This is a genomic window from Niveispirillum cyanobacteriorum, from assembly GCF_002868735.1.
Lineage (GTDB): Bacteria > Pseudomonadota > Alphaproteobacteria > Azospirillales > Azospirillaceae > Niveispirillum > Niveispirillum cyanobacteriorum.
The window spans coordinates 458255-481127 of sequence record NZ_CP025613.1 but is presented as its reverse complement, the minus strand read 5'-3'; the positions used below and the strand labels follow the sequence as shown (position 1 = coordinate 481127).

Genomic DNA, 22873 nt, shown 5'->3' with positions numbered 1-22873 from the left:
CATGGCGAAGCTGAAACTCGGCCCGATCGCCGACGACAAGCCGGTCAAGATCACGCTGGAACTGCCCGCCAGTCTTCACCGCGATCTCACAACCTACGCGGAGATTCTCGGCCGCGAGGCGGGACAGCCGGCCACCGATCCGGTGCGCCTGATCGTTCCCATGCTGGAGCGGTTCATGGCGACAGATCGAGGCTTTGCGAAGGCGAAGCAGGCGGGTTCATCACCGCGTCCGCCTGCCTGACGGCCCGCCGATCGGTTTGCGACAGTATCCGGGCGAGGCTCAGAAACCTGCGGCAGGCCGGATTGTCGTTCCGGCGCGACCAGATCGCGCTGAACGGCAAGACCTCGCCCATGATCGGGCGATAGACGATACCGGGAATCTGAGCCCCTGTGGTCGCCTCGCTGGTCAGCGTCAGCCCGCGCCCGATGGCTACCATCGACAGCAGGACATCCCGGCCGACAGAGTGCGGGTGGATATTCGGATGGTGGCCGAGACCGGCCAGTCGCTGGATCAGATAGTCATAGATCTCCGGCCCTGGCGCCGCATTGCTGACGATGAAGTTTTCGCCGGCGAGATCGTCCCAATGCAGGGTCTGCTTCGTCGCCAGGCCGTGTTCCGTGGGCAGGACGGCGAACACCCTCTCCGACCAAAGCTGTTCTCTCTCGCAATCGGGCCATTCGGACGTGCCCGTGATGAACGCCACATCGAGTTGGAGCTGGCGGACCGCCGCCACATGGACCGACGGATTGCCCTCGATCAGCTCGACCGCCACCCGCGGGTGCTCGTCGTCGAGCGTCTTCATCAACTCGAACAGAAAGCCCGACGCCAGCGATGAGAAGATTCCAACCTTGATGATTCCGTCCTCGGATCGGCCGATCGCGGCGACGTCGTTGAAGCCAAGCTCAATCTGCTGAAGGGCGACGCGGACGCGGCGAAGGAAACGCTGCCCTGCCACCGTAAGCGAAACCCCGCCGGGATGGCGGTGGAACAGGGAAGCGCCAAGCCGATCCTCAAGATCCCGGATGCGCCGGCTCACGGCGGACTCCTGGATGTTCAGAAGGGCGGCCGCCTTGCGAAAACTCCCCTGCTCGGAAGCCGTGACAAAGTATTGGATATGACGCAACCTGAGCATAGCGGGGCCACCTCCCTCCTATTCTGTCGAGCAGAAAGTTACATCACGGCGACTCCCCCACTCCTGAACAAATATAGTTTCAGTCCACGCGACCACCCCCCATTGCTATGCTCTCACTCGACAGACTTCTCTATGAACCCGAGGGTATTGGCGTTCTCCACCAGAGTTCTCACCTTGGCGCGATCCAGACCGCCAGGCACATCGGCCTCGATCTCGAGCTTCAACTTCACGCGACTGCCCGGAAGCGTGGTGAGCTGCTCGACGATCGCCTCGACAATCTGATGAATATCCCGCGCCGGCCGCTCCGGTGAGATCATCACGGCGCCGGTGAAGCGCGTCGGATTCTTCTCCGTCGGCGGTGTCGCCGGCCCACCGCCTACATCGTGTCCGCCGGGCGTCGGCGTGCCGCCATCAGGGCTTCCAGGTGCGTCCCCAGGGCCAGGTTGCACCGGCGCCGGACGGTGCGCCTCGGCCTCATTCGGTTTGATGATGACGCTGTCGCTGTCGATGACCACGGGCGCGTTGCCCGCACGTTCGATCGCGAGTCCCAGATAGGTGCCCGTCTTTTCGTCCCACCGCTCGGCATAGGCGAAGGGACCGGGCAGCATGCCGCTGATCGCCGCCTGCACGGCCTTCACCAGGACATCCTGACCTTTCAGACGCGGCAGGTAGATGTAGCGATTGAGATATTCCCGCAGATCCTTGAGCGACAACCGCGGCTTGTCGTTCCAGATGTATTTCTGGAGATCACGATCGAGACGCGACGGCCCCAGCTCGACGAGCAGGCCCTCTTCAGCCACCAGCTTCTTGCTCGCGCGGGCCAGCAACCCGTCCTGCGCCGGAATCTTGCCGGACACCCACTCCCAATCCGCTTGGGCGCTCTCCTGAGCCGGATAGTGCAGATAACACCACGCCTCTTTCAGGCGCGTCTTCATCGTCTCGTTGGCTTCGGCCAGTTTCGTCTTGGCGAGCGCGCTGTCGCTCTGGGTGAGGTTCAGCCGCTCCGTGTCGCGGACAATCTCGCCCCAGGCAAGGGAGGCGCGCACGGCATCCTTCAGATGATCGAGCTGACGGCTCTCCGCGGCGATGAACACCAGCATGTTGCGATAGACGCGCGGCGTGCTGCCGCGCTGCGTGAGAATGTCCTTCGCCTCGACGAGCGCGTCTGAGCCGTCGCGCCCATTGTGCGGATATTTGACGCCCAGCACGACGGCGCGCACTCCGCCTGCTTCATCGGGGACTTCGGCCGACGAGGCCGGCGCGACCTGCACGGCGTCGAAATGCCCGCGATCGGCGAGGCCGTTCACATATTTGCCGAGTTCCGCGTCAATCGTCACGTCGACGAGCGCCGCCTCGATCTGCGCCGCCTTGTCCGCCGCGATGCGGTTGAGGCTCGCGGACATCGAATACCAGTAACGGCCAAGATCGGCGTGCATGAACTTGGCCTGGTTGGTGAGCCGCCGCAGCGCGTCCCCGAAGATCGCCGGACGCTCGCCGGGCTGCACGACGCCGAGATTGATCTGCTTGTCGTCGAGGCCGGTGTTCTGCTGCTGATGCGTCGGCGCCGTGCCCATGAAGATCGCGCGCGCGACACGACGGGTCGCCGAATAGCGGTTCAGGTTGGGCGCCGACTGATCGACCTTATACGGGGTGGACGCCGTGCCATCGACGTCGCCGGCGATGATCGATTGCCAGCTCACGTCGAGATAGTGGAGCAGTTCCGGCTCCACGCGCGGAGAACTCACCGCCACGCTGCCGGGCATAATCATCACCGACGGATCGGCGTTCATCCAAAGCTCGTGAATGGCCTGCGCCATCAGGCGCAGCACGCCGCGCGTGCGCTGGAACTTTTCGAGCGAGCCCCAGCTCGTATAGAGCTGGTCGAACAGCTCGGGATGGATCGGATAAGCCTTCTCCAGCTTGCGCCGATAGTCCTCGTCCGCGCAGCCCTGCGGGAAATCGTTGGCGTTCTCCCGATAGAGCTTGGCGAACTGTTTTAGCGTGTTGTCACGGTGATGGAACTTGTCGCCGGGAATGTCCTTGAAGAGCCGCCGCCGGACGATCTCATAGCTCTCTTCCTGGCTCGCCGGCCGCCACGAGGATTCCACCCGGCTGAAGGTCTGCTTGAGGCGCGCCAGCGCTTCCTGCCCGCCTTCACCACCCACCTCGATCTGCGAGGCCGGCAAGGAAGCGACCAGCAGCGTGCCGGGGCTGGCCTTGACCGCCTCGGTCAGCGACTGGACGAAGGACAGGTTCGCATCGAACGACCCGGACGGCAGCCCCTCGACCTTGTAGATTTGCCGCAGATAGGCGACCCATTCGTCGATCAGGATCAGGCACGGCGCATACTTCTTGAAAAGCGCCTCAAGCAGGTTCGAGCCTGGCGCGATGCCGCTGGCGTCATTCTCCGCCACCATCGCGTAGGCGTCGGCGCCGCCGAGCTGCCAGGCGAGTTCACCCCAGGTCGTGCGGATTTTCCGGTCGCCCTCGCCGTGGAGCACGTCCTGCGGCCCCCGCGATGTGCCTACGAGCACGGCGCGGTTGATGGCCTTCGGCACGCTGAGCCCCTGCTTTTCGAGCAACTGGTCCAGGCCAGAGAGGTCCTGCACCGGCGTCGGCCCCGCCATGTGATAGAGCGCCAGCATCGAGTGTGTCTTGCCGCCGCCGAAGTTGGTTTGCAGTTCGACGACCGGATCGCCGCCGGTGCCGGACAGCCGCTTCGCAGCTCCGATCAGCAGCGCGCTCAAGCCTTCCGTCAGATAGGTGCGGCTGAAGAACTGGCGCGGGTCGCGGTATTCCGGTGGCGCGCTGCCCGAATGCACCTTGGCGAGGTCGGCCGCGAACTCGGCCTGCTGGAACTCGCCGGTGGCGACATCCTGGTGCGGCTCGACCACCTCCCGCCAAGGCAAAAGCCCCGCCACCGTCTCGACCGAGATTTCGAGGCGCTGGGTTTTCCGCCGCTCCTCATTGCGCTGAAGCTCGGTGAACTTCGTGCGCAGGATGGTGTCGCGCATCTTGCCGAGCTGCTCGGCCGTCTCGCCGGCGCTGATCGCCTCCATCAGGCGACGCATGGAATCGAGCGCGCGCTCGGCGTCGTCGTAGGTGAAGGTCTCGTTGTGCGAGAGCTTGTTGCGGACGTCGCCCAGTTCATTGACCAGCGAGCGTTCGGCGCGGCCGAGAACCGCCTTGAACGCCTCGCTCCAGAAGCGATCCATCGCGTTGAACAGCGCAGCCTGATCCCAGCCGACCTCGCCGTTGCTGTTGGGACGCAGGCTCGGCAGCTTCTCCAGAACCTGGACCTGCCAGTGCCCCTTGAGCGAGGTTTCAAGCCGCTTTTCGACGAATGGGATCAGCGCCGAAGGCAGCAGCTCCATCCCTTCAAACACATATTGGCGGGTGCTTTTTGCCACGTTCCGTTCCCCCTTAAATATCCAGCCGGATCTGACGATCGCCGCTCGTGTCGTGGATAGCCGCCGCTGCCCTCGTCAGCTCGGTCCAGTCGGCGATCAGGGCGTTGTAGGCTGTGGCCTCCTTCGCATCCTTCCGCTTGTTGGCGCTGATGTCGTAGAGACAGTAGGCGAGATCCTTCACGGCCTCGGCCTGAATGTTGATCTTCTTCAGCAGGACGGCGGTATCGTGGGAAATGCCGTCCTTCTCATGCTGCCGAACAAGGTGTTGAAGGCACTCCCACACCGTCAGGTGGCGGTCGTCTTCTGGGTCCCAATCGTCGTCGAGTTCGTCGCGCGCGAGGATGCGGACCTTGCCTGCGGCACTCTCAACAATTCCGGCGTGCTTGACGCTATCGACAGAGATGCCGCGGGCGCGGGCGAGATTGTCGGCGATGCCGTAGTCGCCCTTGCTTGTCCCGTTCTGCTCGAACCAAGTGATCGCAAACCGTGTGTCCGCGTCGAACTCACCCTGGATGCCGCCGAGATATTCGTCGAGTTCCCGATTGATGAGTTGAAGCGCGGTCTTCACGCTCATCGGGCTATCACCGGATTCGAGGACAGTCTTGTAGCGCGAGAACACACCCATGCCGGGGCCGATGGCCGATTGCGGCATATCAGCCGGCGCGATGTTGGCAGCCTGAAGCTCAGCGATTGCCGGCGGAAGTTCACGTTTCAATGCGCGGATAAATTCTGCGCGGGTGATGACCTCCGCCGTGGTGTCCTTCTTACGGCAAACTAAGACGACCGAATTTGCAAGAGCGTTGGTCCCTGTCGCAACGATCCTTCCAGGACTTTCGGTACGGACCGGCCAAGTGCCAACAACCGAAAACCCAGCATTGATCACGGCCTGCAAGAAAGTTGCCCAACCAGTTGAGCTGACCCCCTCTTGCTCAACTTCACTTTGTTTAAATGCGTAGTAAATGGTGGTTGGGAACGCCTCAGAAGCGTGCTCGGCCATTCGTCCGACTGCTGCACTCATTCCATCTAAGAAAAATGAATCCGCAGCTTCCTGGGTGCCGTATCTGTTTCGGGTTGCGACGAGTTCCTCAGCTTTTGGAGTCGACAAGATTCCAAAAAGTGAAGGGTCAACATCCAACAACGACCGGCGGAGCCAAACGAAAAAGAAATCCGAGAGATCTGCATATTCAATATTGTCATAGTATGGTGGATCAGTGGAAATAACCACCCCCGCAGGGTATGGCGCTTCAGTTGCCGATGATTGAAATATTTTTCCATCATGTTCAGTTGGAAGCTCTGCAACGACCTTCGAAATCTTATCGATAGGTGTGAGCCAGTTTCCGGCTGAGTCCGAAAAGAAGTTAACCTCAGCGAAATCCCAGGCCATTGGAATTCCTTGGCGCGCGAAAGTTTCGCGCAGCGCGCCACGATCGCTCATCCAACTAGTGACGCTTGATCCTAAATTCGTTAGTTTTGAAATAGCAAAGGCAAGATAAATGCTGACTGCTTCGGCATAAGCGAAGGCCCCGCTTGCGCCATTTGCAAGTTGTTCTTTTCCTGTCTTTAACCCCTTAGCTTCAGCGGCGCTTTGAATTTCCCCCCTGACATCCTTGAGCAATTCGCTAAATGTCAGCAGCGCGACCCTTTGGCGATCTGTAAAATAGTCTGCGAAGGTATTAAAACCATATCTTCGACCTTGAGCGTTGCTGGCAAACGTACCGCGACACGGAACCTCTAAGTGAGTAGAATCGAACGTTCGCGCCAATTCTGATGCAGAAGTTATAGCCTCTGACTGTTCAATCGCGCCTGCACCTACATAAATTCTGCCGCCTTTGCCCTCAGCGACAATCGCCATAAGCGCTTGGCTCATCTTGCCCGCAGTTGCCTGCTTATCGACGTAAGCCCCCGAAATCGGGGTATCTGAGAAAAGGCACCGAAAGACAGCACGCCCAGCCTTCGTACCCTCTTTCGCGTTGGCAATTTCTGCCTTCGTGCCGCCGTATCTAACTCGATAAGTGATTGTCTTGGCGTGTCGATCAACGATCGGCTCAACCCAAGCCTCTTTCCCGGCCTTCGAGCTCAGCAAGAAGCTCGACGCAATCGGCACCTGAACATCGGCGAACGCTGGGTCTGGGCTTGGCACCGTTCGCGTCCAGATCCAAGCAATCACGGTCCCCTTGCCGCCACCATGCTCCTTCGGCAGGTCCACCCGTGGATAGAGATGCCCGATGCGTTCCCACGCCTTCTCACGCATCCATTCCCCATAGAATTTGACGTCTTCGGCCAGGCCCTCGGCGTTGCGGTAGAATTGCCGGTCCTTCGCGCCGGGATGGATCGGCTCCTTGTCCTTGAACTTAGGCGGGATCTCGATCATCGCCTTGCCGATGATCACCGCGACCGGATTGAGGTCGGACCCATAGGCGGGCAACCCGAGACGCTGCGCCTCAAGCGGAATCGAACCACCGCCCGAGAACGGATCATAAACCGGCGGCAGATCGCCGCCGCAGGACCGCCGGATTTCGGCCCGGGCGCGCTCCAGCACCTCTTCGTTGGTTGAGTTCTCCCACAACACCAGCTCCTCGATGATCCCGAACAGCCGCTTGCGCTCGATGTCCGCCGCGCAATCCTCCAGTGTCGGCTCAGGCGTGTCTGGCACGTTCCCCTGCGCATCGGCCTTGCGGTCGCGCCACACCTTGAGGCGCACGGCAAGGTCCGCCTCCGCCTGCTTGTGGATCTTTGGGTCGTCTAGCAGCTTGTCCGCATAGCCCGATGGGTCATCGACAAGCTGAGCGAACAGCACCGCCCGACACGCTGCCAGCGGCCGGCGCGCCCACCACAGATGCAGCGTGGAAGGATGCCCGTGCCGGATCGACTTCTCCCGCGCCGAGGCGGCGTTGATCGCTTCGAGGGGTATCGCAACCTCGATCAATTTCTTCTTGGCGTTATTCGTCGAGGTCATAAACAAGCCTGTAAGTTGCAGGGTGAATTGTCAGTTCGCCACCGTCACGCAATGCGCGCAGGCGGGCGCCCGTCATTTCGACGGCATCACCCTCGGGGTTGATGAGAATGAACGAATAGAGGTCCGGCTTCTGGTCGAGCAGACCCCAGACGTCCGCTTCAAGTTGGAGCGGTTCGTGCTCCAGGCAGTGGTCCTTTGGATAATAGTGGCGCAGAACTTCGCCGCTCGCCGAGCGGCGCTCCCACGGAAAGCGCGCGCCGTTGCCGCGGCCGATCCAGCTCCCGTCCGCATGGAAGAAGCGATCCTCGCCGTCGACCTTGTAGCCCTGGGCCAACGCAAAGCGCGCCATGACGCTCGGGCGCGGGGGCTTCGGCGCGGCGCGCGGCCTGGTCGCAACCTCCGTTTCGATCAGCTCGCGATCTGGCTCTCCCGTGGGAGGCGTGGGTTCGGGGAGCGTCGCGGGCTCGTCCTCCTCCGCCAGGTGGAGATCGTCCGCATCGACCGGCTCGGCGTCGTCGCCCGCGCCTTCAGCAATCTCGTCGCCACCATCGTCATCGCCGGGAGCGGCGGCCGATTGGGCCTCGACGATTGGCGCGGCGACCATTTGCTCAAGCCCCAGAGTGAAGTTTTCCTCGAGATATTCCCGGATGTCCTCGGGCGAGCGCTCGAACGCATAGGCCAGGGCCGCGCGAATATCCGCGCTTAGGCTCCTGCCGATCTCTTCCGGGACCCGCTTCGCCAGCTTGGCCTTGGATAGCGGGCTGACGAACAGCTTGCCGTCGAGCCATAGGATGTCGGCGAGCCGAGCCGTTCCGGCGGGCACACCGTCGAGATAGGGAATGACCTCCAGCTTGGGGGTCTGGACCCAGCTCGTCGCCGCGATCGCTTCCGCCAGCGCCCGCACGCGCTCGGTCTCGGCGGCATCGGCAAGCTCGATCCGCGCGAGTTGGGTTCCGAACGCCGTCAGCCAGGCGCGGCGATCTTCGATGCCGGCCAGCAGCGACGGCTGGTTGAAATGCTCCTCGACGAGGTCCGACAAAGCCGGCAACGCCGAGAAGGGCGGCGCCTGCACGGTCTCCCCCGACAGCCGCTGAAAATCGGCGGTCTTGCGCTTGACCCATTCGTGCAGATGGCTCCACCGGAACAGGGTCTGCATGCTCAGGCCATAGGCAAGCGTATCGACCGGCGCCCACTCGCCCACGAGGTTCAGCCAGTGCCCGCGCTCCTCCCAGATGCGGATCGGGTATCGGACCAGCAAGGTGCGAACACGCCTGGCGTCGTCGGCCGAGAGCGCTTTCCCCGAGGCCAACGTCCCAAGCCATTGCAGCGCCAGATCCGCGGAGGGGCGGTCGGCGACACCGATACGGTGCCACAGGCTGAGGTCGAGCACGGAAGCGCGCACGACCGCCGCGCCGGGAACATCCTCTTCGTCCCCGGCCAGAAAGACGCCGCCGGACGTCGCCCACGTCCCGTCCTGGGCGAGGATCAGCTTCTCAGCCTTGAAGGCATTCCTGATGTTCTGCGCGTCAGCAGTCGAGCACCCGTCGAGCATCTGATCCAGGCGGCGATACCATTTCTCGACCTCATGCGCCGGGGCCTTGTCGGATTTCGCCAGGGCGCGCAGGCGGTCAAGCAAGCGTCCGGGACCGCTCGGCGTGCTGCGGACACCGAGAAGATCAAGCAGCGGGCGCGTCGTTTCCCGATCGAGCAAGCCATGCACGAAGGGCTCGACGTCGATCAGTGCCTCCGTCTCCGGTGTCCTGCGCACCAGGTCGGCCGGAAGCTGGATCATGTTGCGGATGTCAGGAAGGCAGGGCTTGGCCCGCAACTTCAGCAACCAGTCCGCCAGCAACGGCTCCGAACTGACCGATCGCGTCGATCCGGTGGTCGCCACCTGCAACAGGCGAGCGCTCGACGCCCGCGACCAGTAGGCGTCGCGCTGTTCCAGAATCTTTCCAACCACCTTGGCCCAGATGCCGGGATCGGCCTTCGACAACGCCTCCCAATGCCGCCAGTAATCGGCGGGGAAGTCCCAGTCATCGAGAACGAAGCTCTCCGTGACATAGGCATAGTAGAGCGCCTGGCGTTGGCCGCGCGCCTGCGCCTCCGTCACCGCGCGCTGGCGTCCGTAGAGGCTGGTCCGCTTCTGCGCGAGCGGCGCCATCGTCTGAAGCCCCGAACGGCCCGACGATACCCAGCGCAGCCAATCTTCCCGCGTGCAGGATTTGAAGCTCGCCACATAGTCACCGTGAAGGAGCTGCGTCTTTCGGACGGACTCCGGCAGCAACTCCTCGAGCGCGCCATTCTCGTCGAACAACACCCCCTTGCCGATCGGTCGAAGTTTCAGGTCGGCGCAGGCATACCGGAAAGAGTCGCCAATGGTGACGCCCAGCTTGGCCGCGATCTGGGCGAGTTGGACGCACTCGGCGAGCTTCGGCTGGCCGTCCGCGAAATAGTCGGCAGCGACCCGCTCGATCACGGCGTTGACGTCGCTCGTTCCTTCGAGGCCGATCTCCTCCAGCACCGCGAAGGCCGCTTCAATCGGGTCGTTGCGGTTCTCTCCCTCCCCCTTGTCACGGCGCTGTTCGGCGAGGAACCGGGTCCAGTTCTGGTTGAGGACGATCAGATGGCTGGCGAGAAACTCCCAATCCTCTTCCGACTGAAGCAGCTTCTTCTCGCCGAGCCGAACGATCTCCGACGCCGCGTAGAGCACCTCCTTGCCTTGCACAGGCACGATCCGCAGGCCGTCGGTGTCGTGACACTGCCAACCCGTCACCTCGGGCGCAATATAGGCCCACAGGTTCAACAGGTGCCGCCAGGTCGCGGGCCGCGGCAGATGATTGCTGCGCAGGCGCTCGAGCAAATCGGATTTCGAGAACTCCTCGACCAGACCCCAGTGAACCAGCTTGGTCCGGTTCTTGGCCGAGACATGCTGGCACAGCGCCGGCCGGGATTTGGCGTCGAGCAGCGCCATGGCCTGGTCAGCCGGCCAGATGTCGAAGACAGGCCGCGGCACGGTGATCGCGGCATTGGCGTCGACCAGCCGTCCCTCTTCGGTCAGAAGCATCGGTCGGTCTTCGATGGCCGCGTCAAACGCCAGTTCGACGATCGCGCCGCACGCCCCTTCGAGCGTGGTCGCCTCGCGGTCGACGTCGGGCAGCAGACCATAGGCGTCCGCCCGATCCCGCGCGCTGGTCTTCGTCTGCTCCAGCCACTCCATCATGGCGCTGGCGGCCAATTCTCCAGCGCGGTTCAGGAGCCAGCGGTTGGTCGGCGATGTCTCCGGGTCCTTGATCTTGAGACGAGCGGGGTCCTGGATGAAGGGCGCGTTGCAGGCGAAAGGTAGCGTCGTTTCCACGCCGGTCGGCAGCACGACATAGAGCCGGCCCTTCGCGCCCAGCACGATCTCCACGCGGCAGGGCGGGAAATCGCCGCTGTCCTCGGCCCCCAGCATCCGCTCCTTGCGGATCTCATCGAGCGCTTCGGCCGGGAAGGCTTCCTCCCCCGACCGCACGAGGAGGAACGGATCATCCGCTTTCTCATCCAAAGCCATCCATTCGCTCTCGGCGATGGGGCCAGGCCCGAGACTTTGCCAATGCACCTCGCTGTCGCCAATCCGCAGGCGACGAATCTTCTTGAAGAACAGCAAAGACACCGGGCTCTTCAGCCACTCGTCGAGGTTCTTCTCGACCTCGCGGCGCAGCAGCGGGTTGGCGATCGCCACTTCGACGCGCGTGGTTCCCGATGTCTGGTAGCGGCTATCGATCCAGTGGGGCTCGGTGAACCGCGCTCGCTCGAAGGCCACGGCCAAGGTCGGCGTGAACAGCTCGACCCGATCGCCCAGGCTGAACGTGCTCTTGAATCCGATCCCGCGGAAGCCGATCGTGTGCAGCGCGCGCTTATTGGAATAGCCGAAGCGGCAGATCGAAGCGAAGTGGGCCTCGATGAAGTCCTCGCCATTGTGCTCGAACACGAAGCGGTCGTTCTCGATCGAAACCCGCGCTTCGCTGGCGCCGGCATCATCGGCGTTCTGGAGCAGCTCGGACAGGATATGACGGGGGCTCTGCACCTGCTTGAAGAGCTGGTGCCAAGGCCCGGCAAGCTCCGGGTCCGCCTCAAGCTGGTCCCAGCGCTTGGTGGCGCGTTCCTGGATCGACCGGAAATAGTCGGGAGGATCGGCGAGGATGGTCTCGATCTGGCGGCCCGCGCTCATAGCGGCACCTCCAGCGTCGATGGCGTGGCGACCAGTTCGGGTCCGCGCGGCGGGGCTGTCTTGCGCCAGCCGCCCTTGACGGTCTGGATGGCGGAAATCGGCAACCGTTGCGCGGCCGGGAGCTCGTACAGATCGCAAACGTGCCAGAACACCGCCCAGTGGCCTTGATTGTCGGACGTATATTGGCCTGTCGTCGGCGGGCGATGCGCCATTCCCTTTGAATGTTTGCCGTTTCCGCTTTCCTCGCAGCCGACATACCAACCCAGCCAGGACACCACAAAACTGAGCTTGGCGGCCACGTCCTCGTGCGACGGATAGATCAGGACCGGCACGCGCGCGCCACCGCGTAGTTCATCGACCTTGCGAAACAGCTCCCACTTCCGCGATCCGAAGGCGACGAAACCCGTGGCGCTGGCGATTGCGCGCCCGGATTGAAGGTGCTCCAGCGGCACGGGGGCCAGGATGGAAAAATCCGAAATGCCGGTCATCTCGCCCCCTATGCCGGCTCTTGCGCCCGCTCCAGCAGGCGTCGGAGGTCAAACTGGATCGCGGTTTCGAGGAACGACGGTTCCCGCTCCACCAGAGGGCCGCGCACATAGCGCGGCGCATGGGCGGAACCCGCGGCGACCGACACGATGGCGAGAATGAACTTATCCGGCTCGTGCAGCGAGGTGATGACCTCCTGCCGCGTGACCATCACGCTGTCGGCGCCGTCGATCCGCCCCTTGACCTCGATGAAGCGCAGATGCCCCGCCTTCGGATCGTGGGAAGCGATGTCGTAGCCGATCTTCTGGTCGGAGACGTCGGCCGGCTCATTGCCCAGCGCCCGCTCGGCCGCCATGACGGCTTCCATCGCCGCCAGCTCGATCGCCCGGCGCGCAGCGGGGTCTTCCGCGAAATGGTCCGGGACGCTTGACGTCTGACGTGCTTCCAACAGGCCCCGCGGGATGACGACCATGCCGCCGCGCACGCGCGGCGGCTGCGATGAGATGAACCGTTCCCGTTCAAGCTGGTCCATGCGGCGCTTCTGCCGATCCGCCAGGTCTTCGGCCCGGCGCTGCGCGTTCTGCCAGTTCACGCGCGTCTTCTTGCCGGCGCGCTCCTCCTCCTTCAGCTCGAAGGCGCGCGAGTCCCAGTAGTTGATCTCTTTCTTCAGCCGGGCGCGAACTTCCTGCTCGACCTTTTCGATCTCGGGCAGGCGCCGCGCCTTGACCTCGGCGACATGGCCTTGCGCCAGTTCGACCGTCGCAAACCGGATCGCGGCCTTTTCCAGATCGGCGGTCAGCCAGCTCTCGTCCAGAAGGTCGCTCACGCTGGCGACCTCCTCCGGTTTGGCGGGGCGCAGATTCAAATGCGGTGCGATGCCAGCGTTGACGGTGTTTCCGGTCTTGTCGATCGCGGCGAACTGGAGGCGCTGCGAAATCACATGCGGCTTGCCGGCGCTGGTGACACGTCCGTCCTGGACCGTGTGCTCCAGCAGGAAAATCGCCGACAGCCCATCGCCGGCGTCGGTGTCGTCCACCAGGATCGCGCCCTGCCGCATGATCTGCTCATACTGCTCGCGGATCAGGCTGATCACCGCTTCGAGCAGCGGATGGCCGGGGCAGACGAAGGCGGCGACCGGCTGCTGATTGATCTTGTCCTTCTCGAAGCAGATCCGCTCATACTGGGTCTGAAGCGGGGCGCCGGTCCCGATCTGGCGATCCCGCTCGCGGATACGCACCGGGACATGGGTGATTTCCCAACGCCCTTCCTCGCGGCGCTTGATCCGGCCGCCCAGATGCTGGAACGCCTCGACGAAGAAGCTCTGGATGTGATGTGGCTGTAGGCGCAGCGCCTCGGCCCGCTCCATTTCGAGCCGCAGTTCCTCGACCTTCGCCTCCGGCATGGTGTCGTTGGTCAGAGCGCGGCGACGCAGCAACTCGAGCAGATTTGCCTGGTCGACAGCGCCATCCACCTGCTGGAAGAGGCGCGCCTTGACGTCCTCTTGCTCGCCATACTGGATCGCCTCGAACAGCAAGTCCTTGAGCGCCACGCCGTCGAACAATTCGCCGAGCACGTCATAGACACGGCCGCCCAGCGCCTCGCGCGCAGCCTCCAGCTTTTCGAGCAACCGCGCGTAAACCTCGCCCTCGCGCGTATCGGCCGCGACGAGATTCCAGAGGTGGCAAACCTCGGTCTGGCCGATGCGGTGGATGCGGCCGAACCGCTGCTCGATCTTGTTCGGGTTCCACGGCAGATCGTAGTTGACCATGAGGTGGCCGCGCTGAAGGTTCACACCCTCGCCGGCCGCGTCGTTGGCGATCAGGACCAGCATGTCCTTGTCCTGCATGAAGCGCTCGACGACCTTGCGCCGCTCTTCACGCGAAACGCCGCCGTGGATCACCTCCACGGCCTCGGGATTGCCGAGCCGCGCCCGCACCTTGTCGAGCAGGTAGTGCAACGTGTCCTTGGGCTCGGTGAAAATGATCAGCTTGCGGCGATTGCCGGCCGCGTCGACCATCAGATCGTCGTCGAGGATACGATTGAGCTGGCTCCACTTCGTATCCACGCCCGAGCGCAGCACGCCGAGCGCCATCGTCTCCAGGCCCTTCAGCGTCTCGACTTCCAGGGCGAGCTGCTCGACCGTCTCGGCCGTCGTCGCGCCCGTGGAGATCAGATCCTCAAGCTCGTCGATCTCTTCCTGGCCATATTCCTCGATGTTGCCCAGCATGTCGGCGTTGATCGTCGGTTCGCTCGCGCCGGCCCGTCGGCCCTTGGCGGCAAGGCGCGCTTCGCCCAGCTCGTTCTCCAACCGCTCGCGGCGGCGCTTGAGGGACTGGTAGATGGCGGCTGGCGATGAGGCGAGACGCCGCTGAAGAATCTGCAAGGCGAAGCCGACATTATTGCGCTTCTTCCCGTCACCTTCGGCGAAGCGCTGCACGCGGTTCATCTCGGTGCGAACATATTCGGTGACGGCGGTGTAGAGCGCGGCTTCCCCTTCCGAGAGCTGATACTTGACGGTGCGCGCCCGCCGCTCGGGGAAGAGCGGCCGGCCATCGAACTTGAGCAGTTCCTCCTTGGTCAGCCGCCGCATCATGTCTTCGGTGTCGGCATAATGGACGCCATCGCGGAACCGGCCCTCGAACCGATCGCCGTCGAGCAAAGCCATGAAGAGCTGGAAATCCTCTTCCTTGCCGTTGTGCGGCGTCGCCGACATCAACAGCAGGTGCCGGCAGACCTGACCGAGCTTCTGGCCGACCTGATAGCGCCGCGTGTATTTGACCTCGCCGCCGAAATAGGTGGCCGACATGCGATGCGCTTCGTCGCAGATAATCAGATCCCATTCGCGCGCGCTCATGAGCTTCTCCTGAAGCTCCTCGTTGCGCGCCAGCACGTCGAGGCGGACGATCAGCCGATCCCGGTCGCTGAACGGATTGCCCGACCGCGAGTTCTCGATCATGTCGCGGGAGAGGATGTCGAACTCGAGATTGAACTTCTGGCCGAGTTCGTCCTGCCATTGCTCGACCAGGCTGCCCGGCGCGACGACTAGGCAGCGTTCGAGATCGCTGCGGGCAATCAGCTCCTTCATCAGCAACCCGGCCATGATCGTCTTGCCGGCGCCGGGATCGTCGGCGAGGAGGAAGCGAAGCGGCTGCCGTGGCAGCATCTCGCCATAGACCGCCGAAATCTGGTGCGGCAGCGGATCGACCAGACTCGTGTGGATCGCCAGATACGGGTCGAAATAGTGCGCCAGCTTGATGCGGTTGGCTTCCGTCACCAGACGCAGCAACGCGCCGTCGGCGTCGAACGACCATGGCCGTCCGCTCTGCTCGACCTCAAGCCGGTGCTCGTCGTCCCGATAAAGAACGGCCTCGGCCACCGTGCCATTGTGATCGCGAAAAACGACGCTGATCGCCTGATCGCCGATCCAGTCCACCGAGATCACATGCACGGCCTGCGCCGAAGCAATGCCCCGCACGGATGCGCCGTTCTTTATTTCCTCAAGCCTTGCCGCCATTAGCCGGCGCCCCCCAATTCGCTCATAGCTGAAACTCCGCCTTCTCAAGCGCAGCCTCAGTTTCTTTGCGGTTTATCGTTACGATATGCTGCGTATGGGCGCTCTGTTTCGCGGCGTCACCAAGCAAACCCAGACGCTTCAAAACATAGAAGAGCATCGCGTAACGTATCGAGAGCACACCATTTCCCTGATCCAGCCCATAATCCTTGGCGACGACCTTCTTCTGGCTCGCCGTAAGCCCCGGATGCGGGCCGATGATGACATCGAAATAGTTATTCCAAAGCCAGTCCCCCTCGCCGGCTTCCCCAGGCTCGCCCTTCCCACCGACTTCGAGGATGCGCGGCAGCAGGAAGTCCTTGAACTTGTGCTCAAGGTGGCAATAGGCCCGCGCGTGCCAGCGGAACCCGTCATAGCCGAAGGCGTGCGGCGTGATCCGCCGCCAAATGGGGTCCGGCCGCACCTTGTTCATCGACTGATAGAAGATGTCGATGGAGACGCCCTCGCGAGTGGCGTCGAGAATCTTGCGTAGAACCTCGATGTCGATGTCCCGCCTGGGGGTCAACGCAACATCGACGCTGGGAAGCGCCGCAATCCACGAATCGCTCGCGGGCACGGCCCCTTCGGCGACCGAGCGGAGCTGCGAGAGATAGATGTAGGGGTCCGGCTCAAGGAAGCGCAGAACGAACTTTTCGGCGGCGACATAGCGCTTGGCGCGGGTGTCATATTCCATGTTTCCCGGCGCGCGCTCCTGATAGAGCGTCAAATCCTTGGACGCCTGCGGCACCGACACGCCGAACGCCTCAACGAGGTTGGCACGGTTGATCGAACCCTCCCAGAACAGCCGGAACTCGATGAACTCGAGTCGGCGTCCCACCCCCCATTTCAACGCCGTTGCGGCCTTTGCCATTGCTTCCGCCTCGCGTCAGTGAGAGTAAAAACTATATGGACAATCCATCATAGTCCGTGTAATTATTATTTCCATTATGGGCTTTCGTCAATGGGCGATCGGACGCGGAGGGGGGCGAAACATGCGGCAGCACAGCTTGGAACGTCAGATTGCTGGCCCGGCGCCCAGCCCTGAGCAGCGCCCGGAAGGAGGACGGCAGTGAGCATCGCGCATCGATCCACCCTGGTCGTTCACGGTCGCCTCGCCATGCGAGAGAGCCGCCTGGCGGCGGGTCGTGGCGGTCGTCATGGCCTCCAGATCATGTCGTTCGAGCAGGCCGCCGTCCGGCTGGCGGGCGGCTTCGCCCGCCCTATCGATGACGAGAGCCTGCGCGCGGCCATCCAGTCGGCCCTCCCAGCCACGCCGATGGGCGAGCTGGAGAGCATCAAGGCTCTTCCCGGCATGATCGACGCGGCAGCCGACACGCTCCACAAAGCCTGGCGCGCCGGCATCGATCTTGCCGCACGCGCGGCGGATCATTCCCGTCTCGACGCCATCGCGCGGCTGGAAGCGGCCGTCCTCGACCAGCTTCCGCCCGGCATGATGCGGCCTCTCGACATCGTTGCAGCCGCGACCGCCCGCATTGCTCATGCGCCGGCGGTCCTCGGCCCGATGGAGATCGTCGGCCTTACCGAACTCTCGCCCTGCTGGCGGCCGCTGCTCCAGGCCCTCACCGCCCATATCCCGGTGCAGTGGACTGCCGGCCCGAGGAGCGTTCCCGCATGGCTGGACGGCACCGGCATCACGATCACGCGCGCACCGGCGCAAACGCCAGGGATCAGCGCCGTCAGCGCCGCGACCGCCTATCACGAGGCCATCGAGGCGATGCGCTGGGCGCGCAGCCTGCTCGCAACTGGCGTCTCGCCCTCGGAGATCGCCATCGCGACCGCATCGCCCGCCGACTATGACGATCATTTCCTGGCCCTGCGCGCCGACGCCAACATCGACCTGCACTTCGTCCACGGCGTCCGCACCGTCACGACCCGCGAGGGCCAGTCGGCCGCGGCGCTGGCCGACATCGTGGTCCGCGGCCTGTCGCAATCCCGGCTGCGGCGCCTCGCGGCGCTCTGCCGGGACAGCGGGCCATTCGAGACCCTGCCCGAAGGCTGGCTGCGGGTCCTGCCGACCGATGCGCCGCTCTCGACGCCGGGCGCGTGGAACCGCCTGCTGGTCCGCTTGACGCCGGAAGACTGGCCCGACGGCGCCGACCATGTTCCGGCGCTGCGCACAGCGGTCGAGACTCTGGCGAAAGGGCCGGACGCCGCCGGCGAGATCGGAAAAGCCTTCCTCAAGGGCCGCGCGCTCGCGATCTGGCGCAAGGCGCTGCTCGCCGGCCCCGCCGCCTCGATCGACGCGACGCTGGAACTCCTGAAGCAGGACGACGGGCTGGAAGCGTGCGTATGCGTCGCCTGGATGCCCGCCAGCGCGCTCGCCGCGTCGCCCCGCCGCTTCGTGCGGCTCCTCGGCCTCAATTCCTCGCGCTGGCCGCGCGGGATCGCCGAGGACCGCCTGATCCCGGACCATATCATCCCGACCCCGGTGCTCGATCCACTGCCGGTCAATCTCGCCGACCGACGCGATTTCGAGACGATCCTCGCCACGACGGCCGATACCGTCGTTCTGTCGCGCGCCCGGCGCGACAGCGACGGGCGTCTCCTGGGTCGCAGCCCTCTGCTCGCCGGGCGTGGCGACGAAACCTATCTGCGCCGCAACGCGACGCCGGCGCACGCCTTCAGCGAAACAGACCGCCTCATGGCCCGGCCCCAGGAGTTCGCCGCCGATCCGCAAGCGGTCGGCGCGCAGGGCTGCTGGCGCGACTGGCGGCAGGCCGAGATCACTCCCCATGACGGGCTCGTGCGGGCGGATCATCCGCTCGTTCTCGCCATCCTCGGCCGCACCCAGTCGGCCAGCTCGCTGCGCCGCCTGCTGCGCAATCCGCTGAGTTTCGTTTGGGTCTATGCCTTCGGATGGCGTGAACCGCAGAGCAGCGCCGAACCGCTCGTGCTCGACGCGCTCGGGATCGGCGATCTCGTTCATTTGGTTCTCGACCGCGCCTTGCGCGACCTCGAAACCGGAGACGGTCTTGCCTCCGCCGACGCCGAGACCATCGAGGCCGCGGTGGCGCGGGCCGCGCAAGCCGTCGCCGGCGATTGGGAAAGCGAGCGTCCGGTTCCGCCGGTCGTCATCTGGAGCCGCACGCTCGACGACGCCCGCGTTATGGCGGGCCGCGCCTTGTCCTATGGTGATGAAGTCCTGCCGGGCGCACGCTCCTACGGAGAGGTGCCCTTCGGCGGCTCGGAGCCGAAATCCGACGCGGAGGCGCCCTGGGATGCGAGCGCGCCGGTCACGATTCCCGACACGGGCTTCAACATCGCCGGCTATATCGACCGGCTCGACATCTCGGGCGACGGCAAGCGCGCCCTCGTGCGGGACTACAAGACCGGACGGCCGCCGCGCGGCGAGATCCGCCTCAACGGCGGACGCGAGCTTCAGCGCTGTCTCTATGCCTTCGCGGTGAAGGCGCTCCTCGGCGACGATGTCGCCATCAGCGCCTCGCTGCTCTACCCGCGCGAGCCCGTCGATCTCCAGCTCGACGATCCCGAGGCCGTACTGGCAGAGATCACGGGCTATCTGCGCGCAGCACGGTCGAGCCTCGCCGGAGGCGCGGCCCTTCCTGGCCCGGATACCGGCGGCGACTATGACGACCTCGCCTTCGCCCTGCCGGCCAACGCCAGCGCCACTTATTGCAAACGCAAAATGCCGGCCGCCACGGAGCGGCTTGGCGAAGTCGCTCAGGTCTGGGAGGCGGAATGATGAGCAGCGTGTCCAAGGTGCTGAAGGACGACGGCGCCCGCCGCAATGCGATCAGCCTCCATGATCGCTCCATCCTGGTCGAGGCCGGCGCGGGCTCAGGCAAGACCGCCGTCATGGCCGGCCGCATCGCCGCCATGCTGGCCGAAGGCGTCGCGCCGCGCTCCATCGCCGCCGTCACCTTCACCGAACTCGCCGCGAGCGAGCTGCTGTCGCGTGTCCGCGAGTTCGTCGCCGATCTCTCGGCCGACACGATCGCGACCGAGCTGCGCGTGGCGCTGCCCGATGGGCTGTCCCAAGCCCATCGCGACAATCTCGCCGCCGCCAGCGCCGCGATCGACGAAATCACCTGCTCGACCATCCACGGCTTCTGCCAGCGCCTGATCAAGCCCTATCCGGCGGAGGCCGACATCGATCCCGGCGCCGGCGTCATGGATCGCAACCAGGCCGACCTCACCTTCCTCGAAATTGTCGATGGCTGGCTGCGCGAACGCCTGTCCGGCGGTCAGGGCGGTATCCTGGCCGAGCTGGTGCTGCACAGCCCCGGCGAGACCGTGGCGCTCATCCATAAGATCGCCGAGAATCTGCGCCGTCGCCCCACGCTCACGGCCCCGCCCGTGTCTCCACTTGGCGGCCACCTCACGGCGTTCCGGCAGGCCACGGCGGATTTCGCGAACTTCATGGATGGCACGGCGGCGGCCGAGCCCGAAACGGTGACGATCGTCGAGCGGCTGGCCGAAATGGCGACCGCCGTGGCGAACGGTCCCGATCCCGCGACGCCCGCGGGCCTCGTTCGGCTCCTGACCGCGCGGCCCCACCCGGATCTTTGCACCAAGACCGGCGCCTTCGCCTCCTACCGCAAGAAGGGCAAATGGGCCGCCACGGCCAAACAGGCCGGTCTCTCCAAGGCCGATGGCGACCGGCTGAACGACGCCGCCGAGACCCACTACACCGCCTGTTGCGACGCTTGGGTCGCGTTGGCGCAGGCCGTCGCCGGCCATGCCCTGGCCGCGCTGATCGACGAAGCGCGTCCGATCCTGCAACGCTATCGCGACCACAAGCGCGCCAGCGCCCAGCTCGATTTCGACGATCTGATTTTCGCCGCGCGCGACTTGCTGCGCGACCACGACGCCGTGCGCCAGGCGCTGGGACAGCGTTTCGCCCATGTCCTCGTCGACGAGTTTCAGGACACCGATCCCCTGCAAACCGAAATCTTCTGGCGGCTGTGTGGCGAGCCGGTCGACGGGGATGACGACTGGACCCGGTTCCAAATCCGGCCGGGCGCGCTCTTCCTGGTCGGCGACCCGAAGCAGGCGATCTATCGCTTCCGGGGCGCCGATGTCGGCGCCTATGTGCAGGCGCGCGACGCCTTCCGCGCCCAAGACCCCGGCAACCTTCTGTCGATCTCCACCAACTTCCGCTCCTGCGCCTCGATCCTCACCTTCGTCAACGAGCGCTTCGAGGCCGTGCTCTCGACCGACGGCCAGCCGGGCTTTACCGCTCTCGACCCGTTTCATGACGATCGGAGCGGCCTGTGCGTGGCGGCTCTCGACATCGCCGTGGCCGACGAAAACGGCAAGGCCAGCGCCGAACAGCAGCGCGACGCCGAAGCCGACGCCATCGCCGAGTTGTGCGCCCGGCTGATCGAAAGCCACCCCATCATCGACCGTCGCAGCGGCGCCGAGCGCCCCTGCCAGCCGGGCGACATCGCCTTGCTGGCGCCAACCGGCGCGGAGCTGTGGCGCTATGAGGAAGCCCTGGAACGCCGCGGCATCCCTGTCGCGACCCAAGCCGGCAAGGGTCTGTTCCGCCGCCAGGAGGTCCAGGATCTGATCGCGCTGACCCGCGTTCTGGCCGACCGCCGCGACACCCTGGCGCTCGGCGCGCTGCTGCGCGGGCCTCTGGTTGGCCTCACCGAAGAAAACCTGCTGGACATCATCTGGGGACTTCCGCGCTCGGAGGAACAGCCGGATCGGATTCCGCGCCTGGATCTCAGCATCGATCCCGCCGTCATCGCGCACCCGCTCGCGCGCGAAGTCATCGAGCGGCTGCAATCGCTCTCCCGGCGCGGCAACAGCACGACCCCGCACGAGCTGCTCTCGCAGGCCGTGGACGTGTTGCGCGTCCGTCCGCTCCTCCTCGAGCGCCATCGCGGCCAGGCCGAGCGCGCGCTCGCCAATGTCGATCTCTATCTCAGCCTGTCGACCGGCTACGCCGTGCGCGGTTTGCGCGCCTTCGCCGAGGCGATGACAGCGGCGTGGTCCGACGAGGCCCGCGCCGTCGAGGGACGGCCCGACGCCCAGGAGGAAGCGGTCGCGCTCTTCACCATGCACGCGGCCAAGGGGCTGGAATGGCCGATCGTCATTCCGGTCAACACCATGACCGGCGTCATGGCGCCCGACAGCGCCGTGATCGACCGCCAGACCGAGACCTTCTATTGTCCGGTCCTGGGCGTCGTGCCCGAGGGCTACGAAACCGCGCGCCAGGCGGAAAAGGAGGAGCTGGACCGCGAACGCATCCGACTCTGGTATGTCGCAGCCACCCGCGCCCGCGAACTCCTCGTCTTGCCCCGGCTCGACGCCACGCCGTCGAAATCGGCCTGGATCGGTCTCGTCGATCTGTCGCTCGCCGACCTGCCCGCCCTGGACGTCTCTCACTTGCCTGCCGGTCTCACGACCGCAGGTGCGGGCGCGGGCAACACCCAGACGCGCGCGAGCTTCGCCGCCGAAGCCGAAGCCATCGCGGCCGCGCAGACGCGGTTGACCTGGCTCGCGCCCAGCCGTGACGAAAACGCCGCCGGGACCGTGCTGCGGGAAGAAGAAGCCGCGCTCTGGACGGGATCGGCCGACGATCAGCCCCCCGAGCTGGAAGCCGCCGTCCTCGTGCAGGGGGGCCGCGAGCGCGGGCTGATCCTCCACAAGCTCATGGAAGAGGTGCTGACCGGCGAAATCCCCGAAGCGGAAGCCGCCCTGACCGAACGGGCTGGCCACCTCATCCGAGCCCTCGGGCAGTCTCCGGTCGCCGACCCGGCCACGGGGCTGTCGGCGCAGGAACTGGCGGCCTGTGTGGTCCGGACCCTGGCTCTGCCTGACATCGCGGCCCTACGGCCGGGTCTTCTGGCCGAATTTCCCGTCTATTCCGCACAGGCGGCCGACGGCGTGGAAACCGCAACGGCCGGGATCGCCGATGCCCTGACCCTGACGGCCGAGGGCCGCCCCGCCGTCGTCGTGGACTGGAAAAGCGATGTGACGCCGGCAACGGGAACGCTCGATCACTATCGCGCGCAGGTGCGGGCCTATCTCGACATGACCGGCGCCGAGCGCGGACTGATCGTGCTGATGACCTCCGGCGCCGTCATTCCCGTCCTGCCGACGAAGCCGACCGAAAGCGAGGCGGCCTGAGTC

The 22873-nt window shown here is 64.9% G+C and carries 10 protein-coding genes; 3 read left to right on the top strand and 7 right to left on the bottom strand.

Annotated features, from left to right (window positions below; genetic code table 11):
- The first annotated feature begins 1 nt into the window (after position 1).
- On the top strand, positions 2–241 hold the full coding sequence (locus C0V82_RS22925; protein ID WP_102114749.1) for a DUF2274 domain-containing protein: 240 nt from the start codon (positions 2–4) through the stop codon (positions 239–241).
- Here the strand turns inward: C0V82_RS22925 and C0V82_RS22920 are convergent.
- The 7 genes from C0V82_RS22920 to C0V82_RS22890 all read right to left on the bottom strand — a co-directional run bounded on the left by C0V82_RS22920 (position 174) and on the right by C0V82_RS22890 (position 16619).
- Positions 174–1133, bottom strand: a complete 960-nt coding sequence (locus C0V82_RS22920; RefSeq protein ID WP_102114748.1) for a LysR family transcriptional regulator — start codon at positions 1131–1133, stop codon at positions 174–176. The two genes, C0V82_RS22925 and C0V82_RS22920, sit on opposite strands and share 68 nt — an antisense overlap.
- Before the next feature lie 113 nt (positions 1134–1246).
- Positions 1247–4543 (bottom strand): DUF499 domain-containing protein, encoded by a 3297-nt coding sequence (locus C0V82_RS22915; RefSeq protein WP_102114747.1) that lies wholly within the window; start codon positions 4541–4543, stop codon positions 1247–1249.
- A gap of 13 nt (positions 4544–4556) precedes the next feature.
- The gene (locus C0V82_RS22910; RefSeq protein ID WP_102114746.1) at positions 4557–7499 is read right to left on the bottom strand and encodes a DUF1156 domain-containing protein; all 2943 of its coding nucleotides are present in this window, start codon (positions 7497–7499) and stop codon (positions 4557–4559) included.
- The gene (locus C0V82_RS22905; RefSeq protein ID WP_102114745.1) at positions 7483–11712 is read right to left on the bottom strand and encodes a sacsin N-terminal ATP-binding-like domain-containing protein; all 4230 of its coding nucleotides are present in this window, start codon (positions 11710–11712) and stop codon (positions 7483–7485) included. The genes C0V82_RS22910 and C0V82_RS22905 overlap by 17 nt, the downstream gene beginning before the upstream one ends.
- Positions 11709–12200: a hypothetical protein gene (locus C0V82_RS22900; protein WP_102114744.1), complete on the bottom strand. Its 492-nt coding sequence runs from the start codon at positions 12198–12200 to the stop codon at positions 11709–11711. The genes C0V82_RS22905 and C0V82_RS22900 overlap by 4 nt, the downstream gene beginning before the upstream one ends.
- 8 nt (positions 12201–12208) lie before the next feature.
- The gene (locus C0V82_RS22895; protein WP_102114743.1) at positions 12209–15712 is read right to left on the bottom strand and encodes a protein NO VEIN domain-containing protein; all 3504 of its coding nucleotides are present in this window, start codon (positions 15710–15712) and stop codon (positions 12209–12211) included.
- A gap of 22 nt (positions 15713–15734) precedes the next feature.
- Complete coding sequence (locus tag C0V82_RS22890; RefSeq protein ID WP_102114742.1) at positions 15735–16619, bottom strand: BrxR family helix-turn-helix transcriptional regulator; 885 nt, start codon at positions 16617–16619, stop codon at positions 15735–15737.
- 198 nt (positions 16620–16817) lie between these two features.
- Here C0V82_RS22890 and C0V82_RS22885 point away from each other — a divergent pair, with 198 nt between their 5' ends.
- Entirely contained in the window at positions 16818–19472 is a 2655-nt protein-coding gene (locus C0V82_RS22885; protein ID WP_102114741.1) for a PD-(D/E)XK nuclease family protein, read from the top strand.
- On the top strand, positions 19472–22870 hold the full coding sequence (locus C0V82_RS22880) for a UvrD-helicase domain-containing protein (protein ID WP_102114740.1): 3399 nt from the start codon (positions 19472–19474) through the stop codon (positions 22868–22870). Before C0V82_RS22885 ends, C0V82_RS22880 begins: the two co-directional genes overlap by 1 nt.
- Positions 22871–22873: the final 3 nt, after the last annotated feature.

Excerpts from the sequence above, each read along its gene's own strand:
- C0V82_RS22925 (WP_102114749.1), top strand. The coding sequence starts at position 2 with ATGGCGAAGCTGAAACTCGGCCCGATCGCCGACGACAAGCCGGTCAAG.
- C0V82_RS22920 (WP_102114748.1), bottom strand. The coding sequence starts at position 1,133 with ATGCTCAGGTTGCGTCATATCCAATACTTTGTCACGGCTTCCGAGCAG.
- C0V82_RS22910 (WP_102114746.1), bottom strand. The coding sequence starts at position 7,499 with ATGACCTCGACGAATAACGCCAAGAAGAAATTGATCGAGGTTGCGATA.
- C0V82_RS22905 (WP_102114745.1), bottom strand. The coding sequence starts at position 11,712 with ATGAGCGCGGGCCGCCAGATCGAGACCATCCTCGCCGATCCTCCCGAC.
- C0V82_RS22900 (WP_102114744.1), bottom strand. The coding sequence starts at position 12,200 with ATGACCGGCATTTCGGATTTTTCCATCCTGGCCCCCGTGCCGCTGGAG.
- C0V82_RS22895 (WP_102114743.1), bottom strand. The coding sequence starts at position 15,712 with ATGGCGGCAAGGCTTGAGGAAATAAAGAACGGCGCATCCGTGCGGGGC.
- C0V82_RS22890 (WP_102114742.1), bottom strand. The coding sequence starts at position 16,619 with ATGGCAAAGGCCGCAACGGCGTTGAAATGGGGGGTGGGACGCCGACTC.
- C0V82_RS22880 (WP_102114740.1), top strand. The coding sequence starts at position 19,472 with ATGAGCAGCGTGTCCAAGGTGCTGAAGGACGACGGCGCCCGCCGCAAT.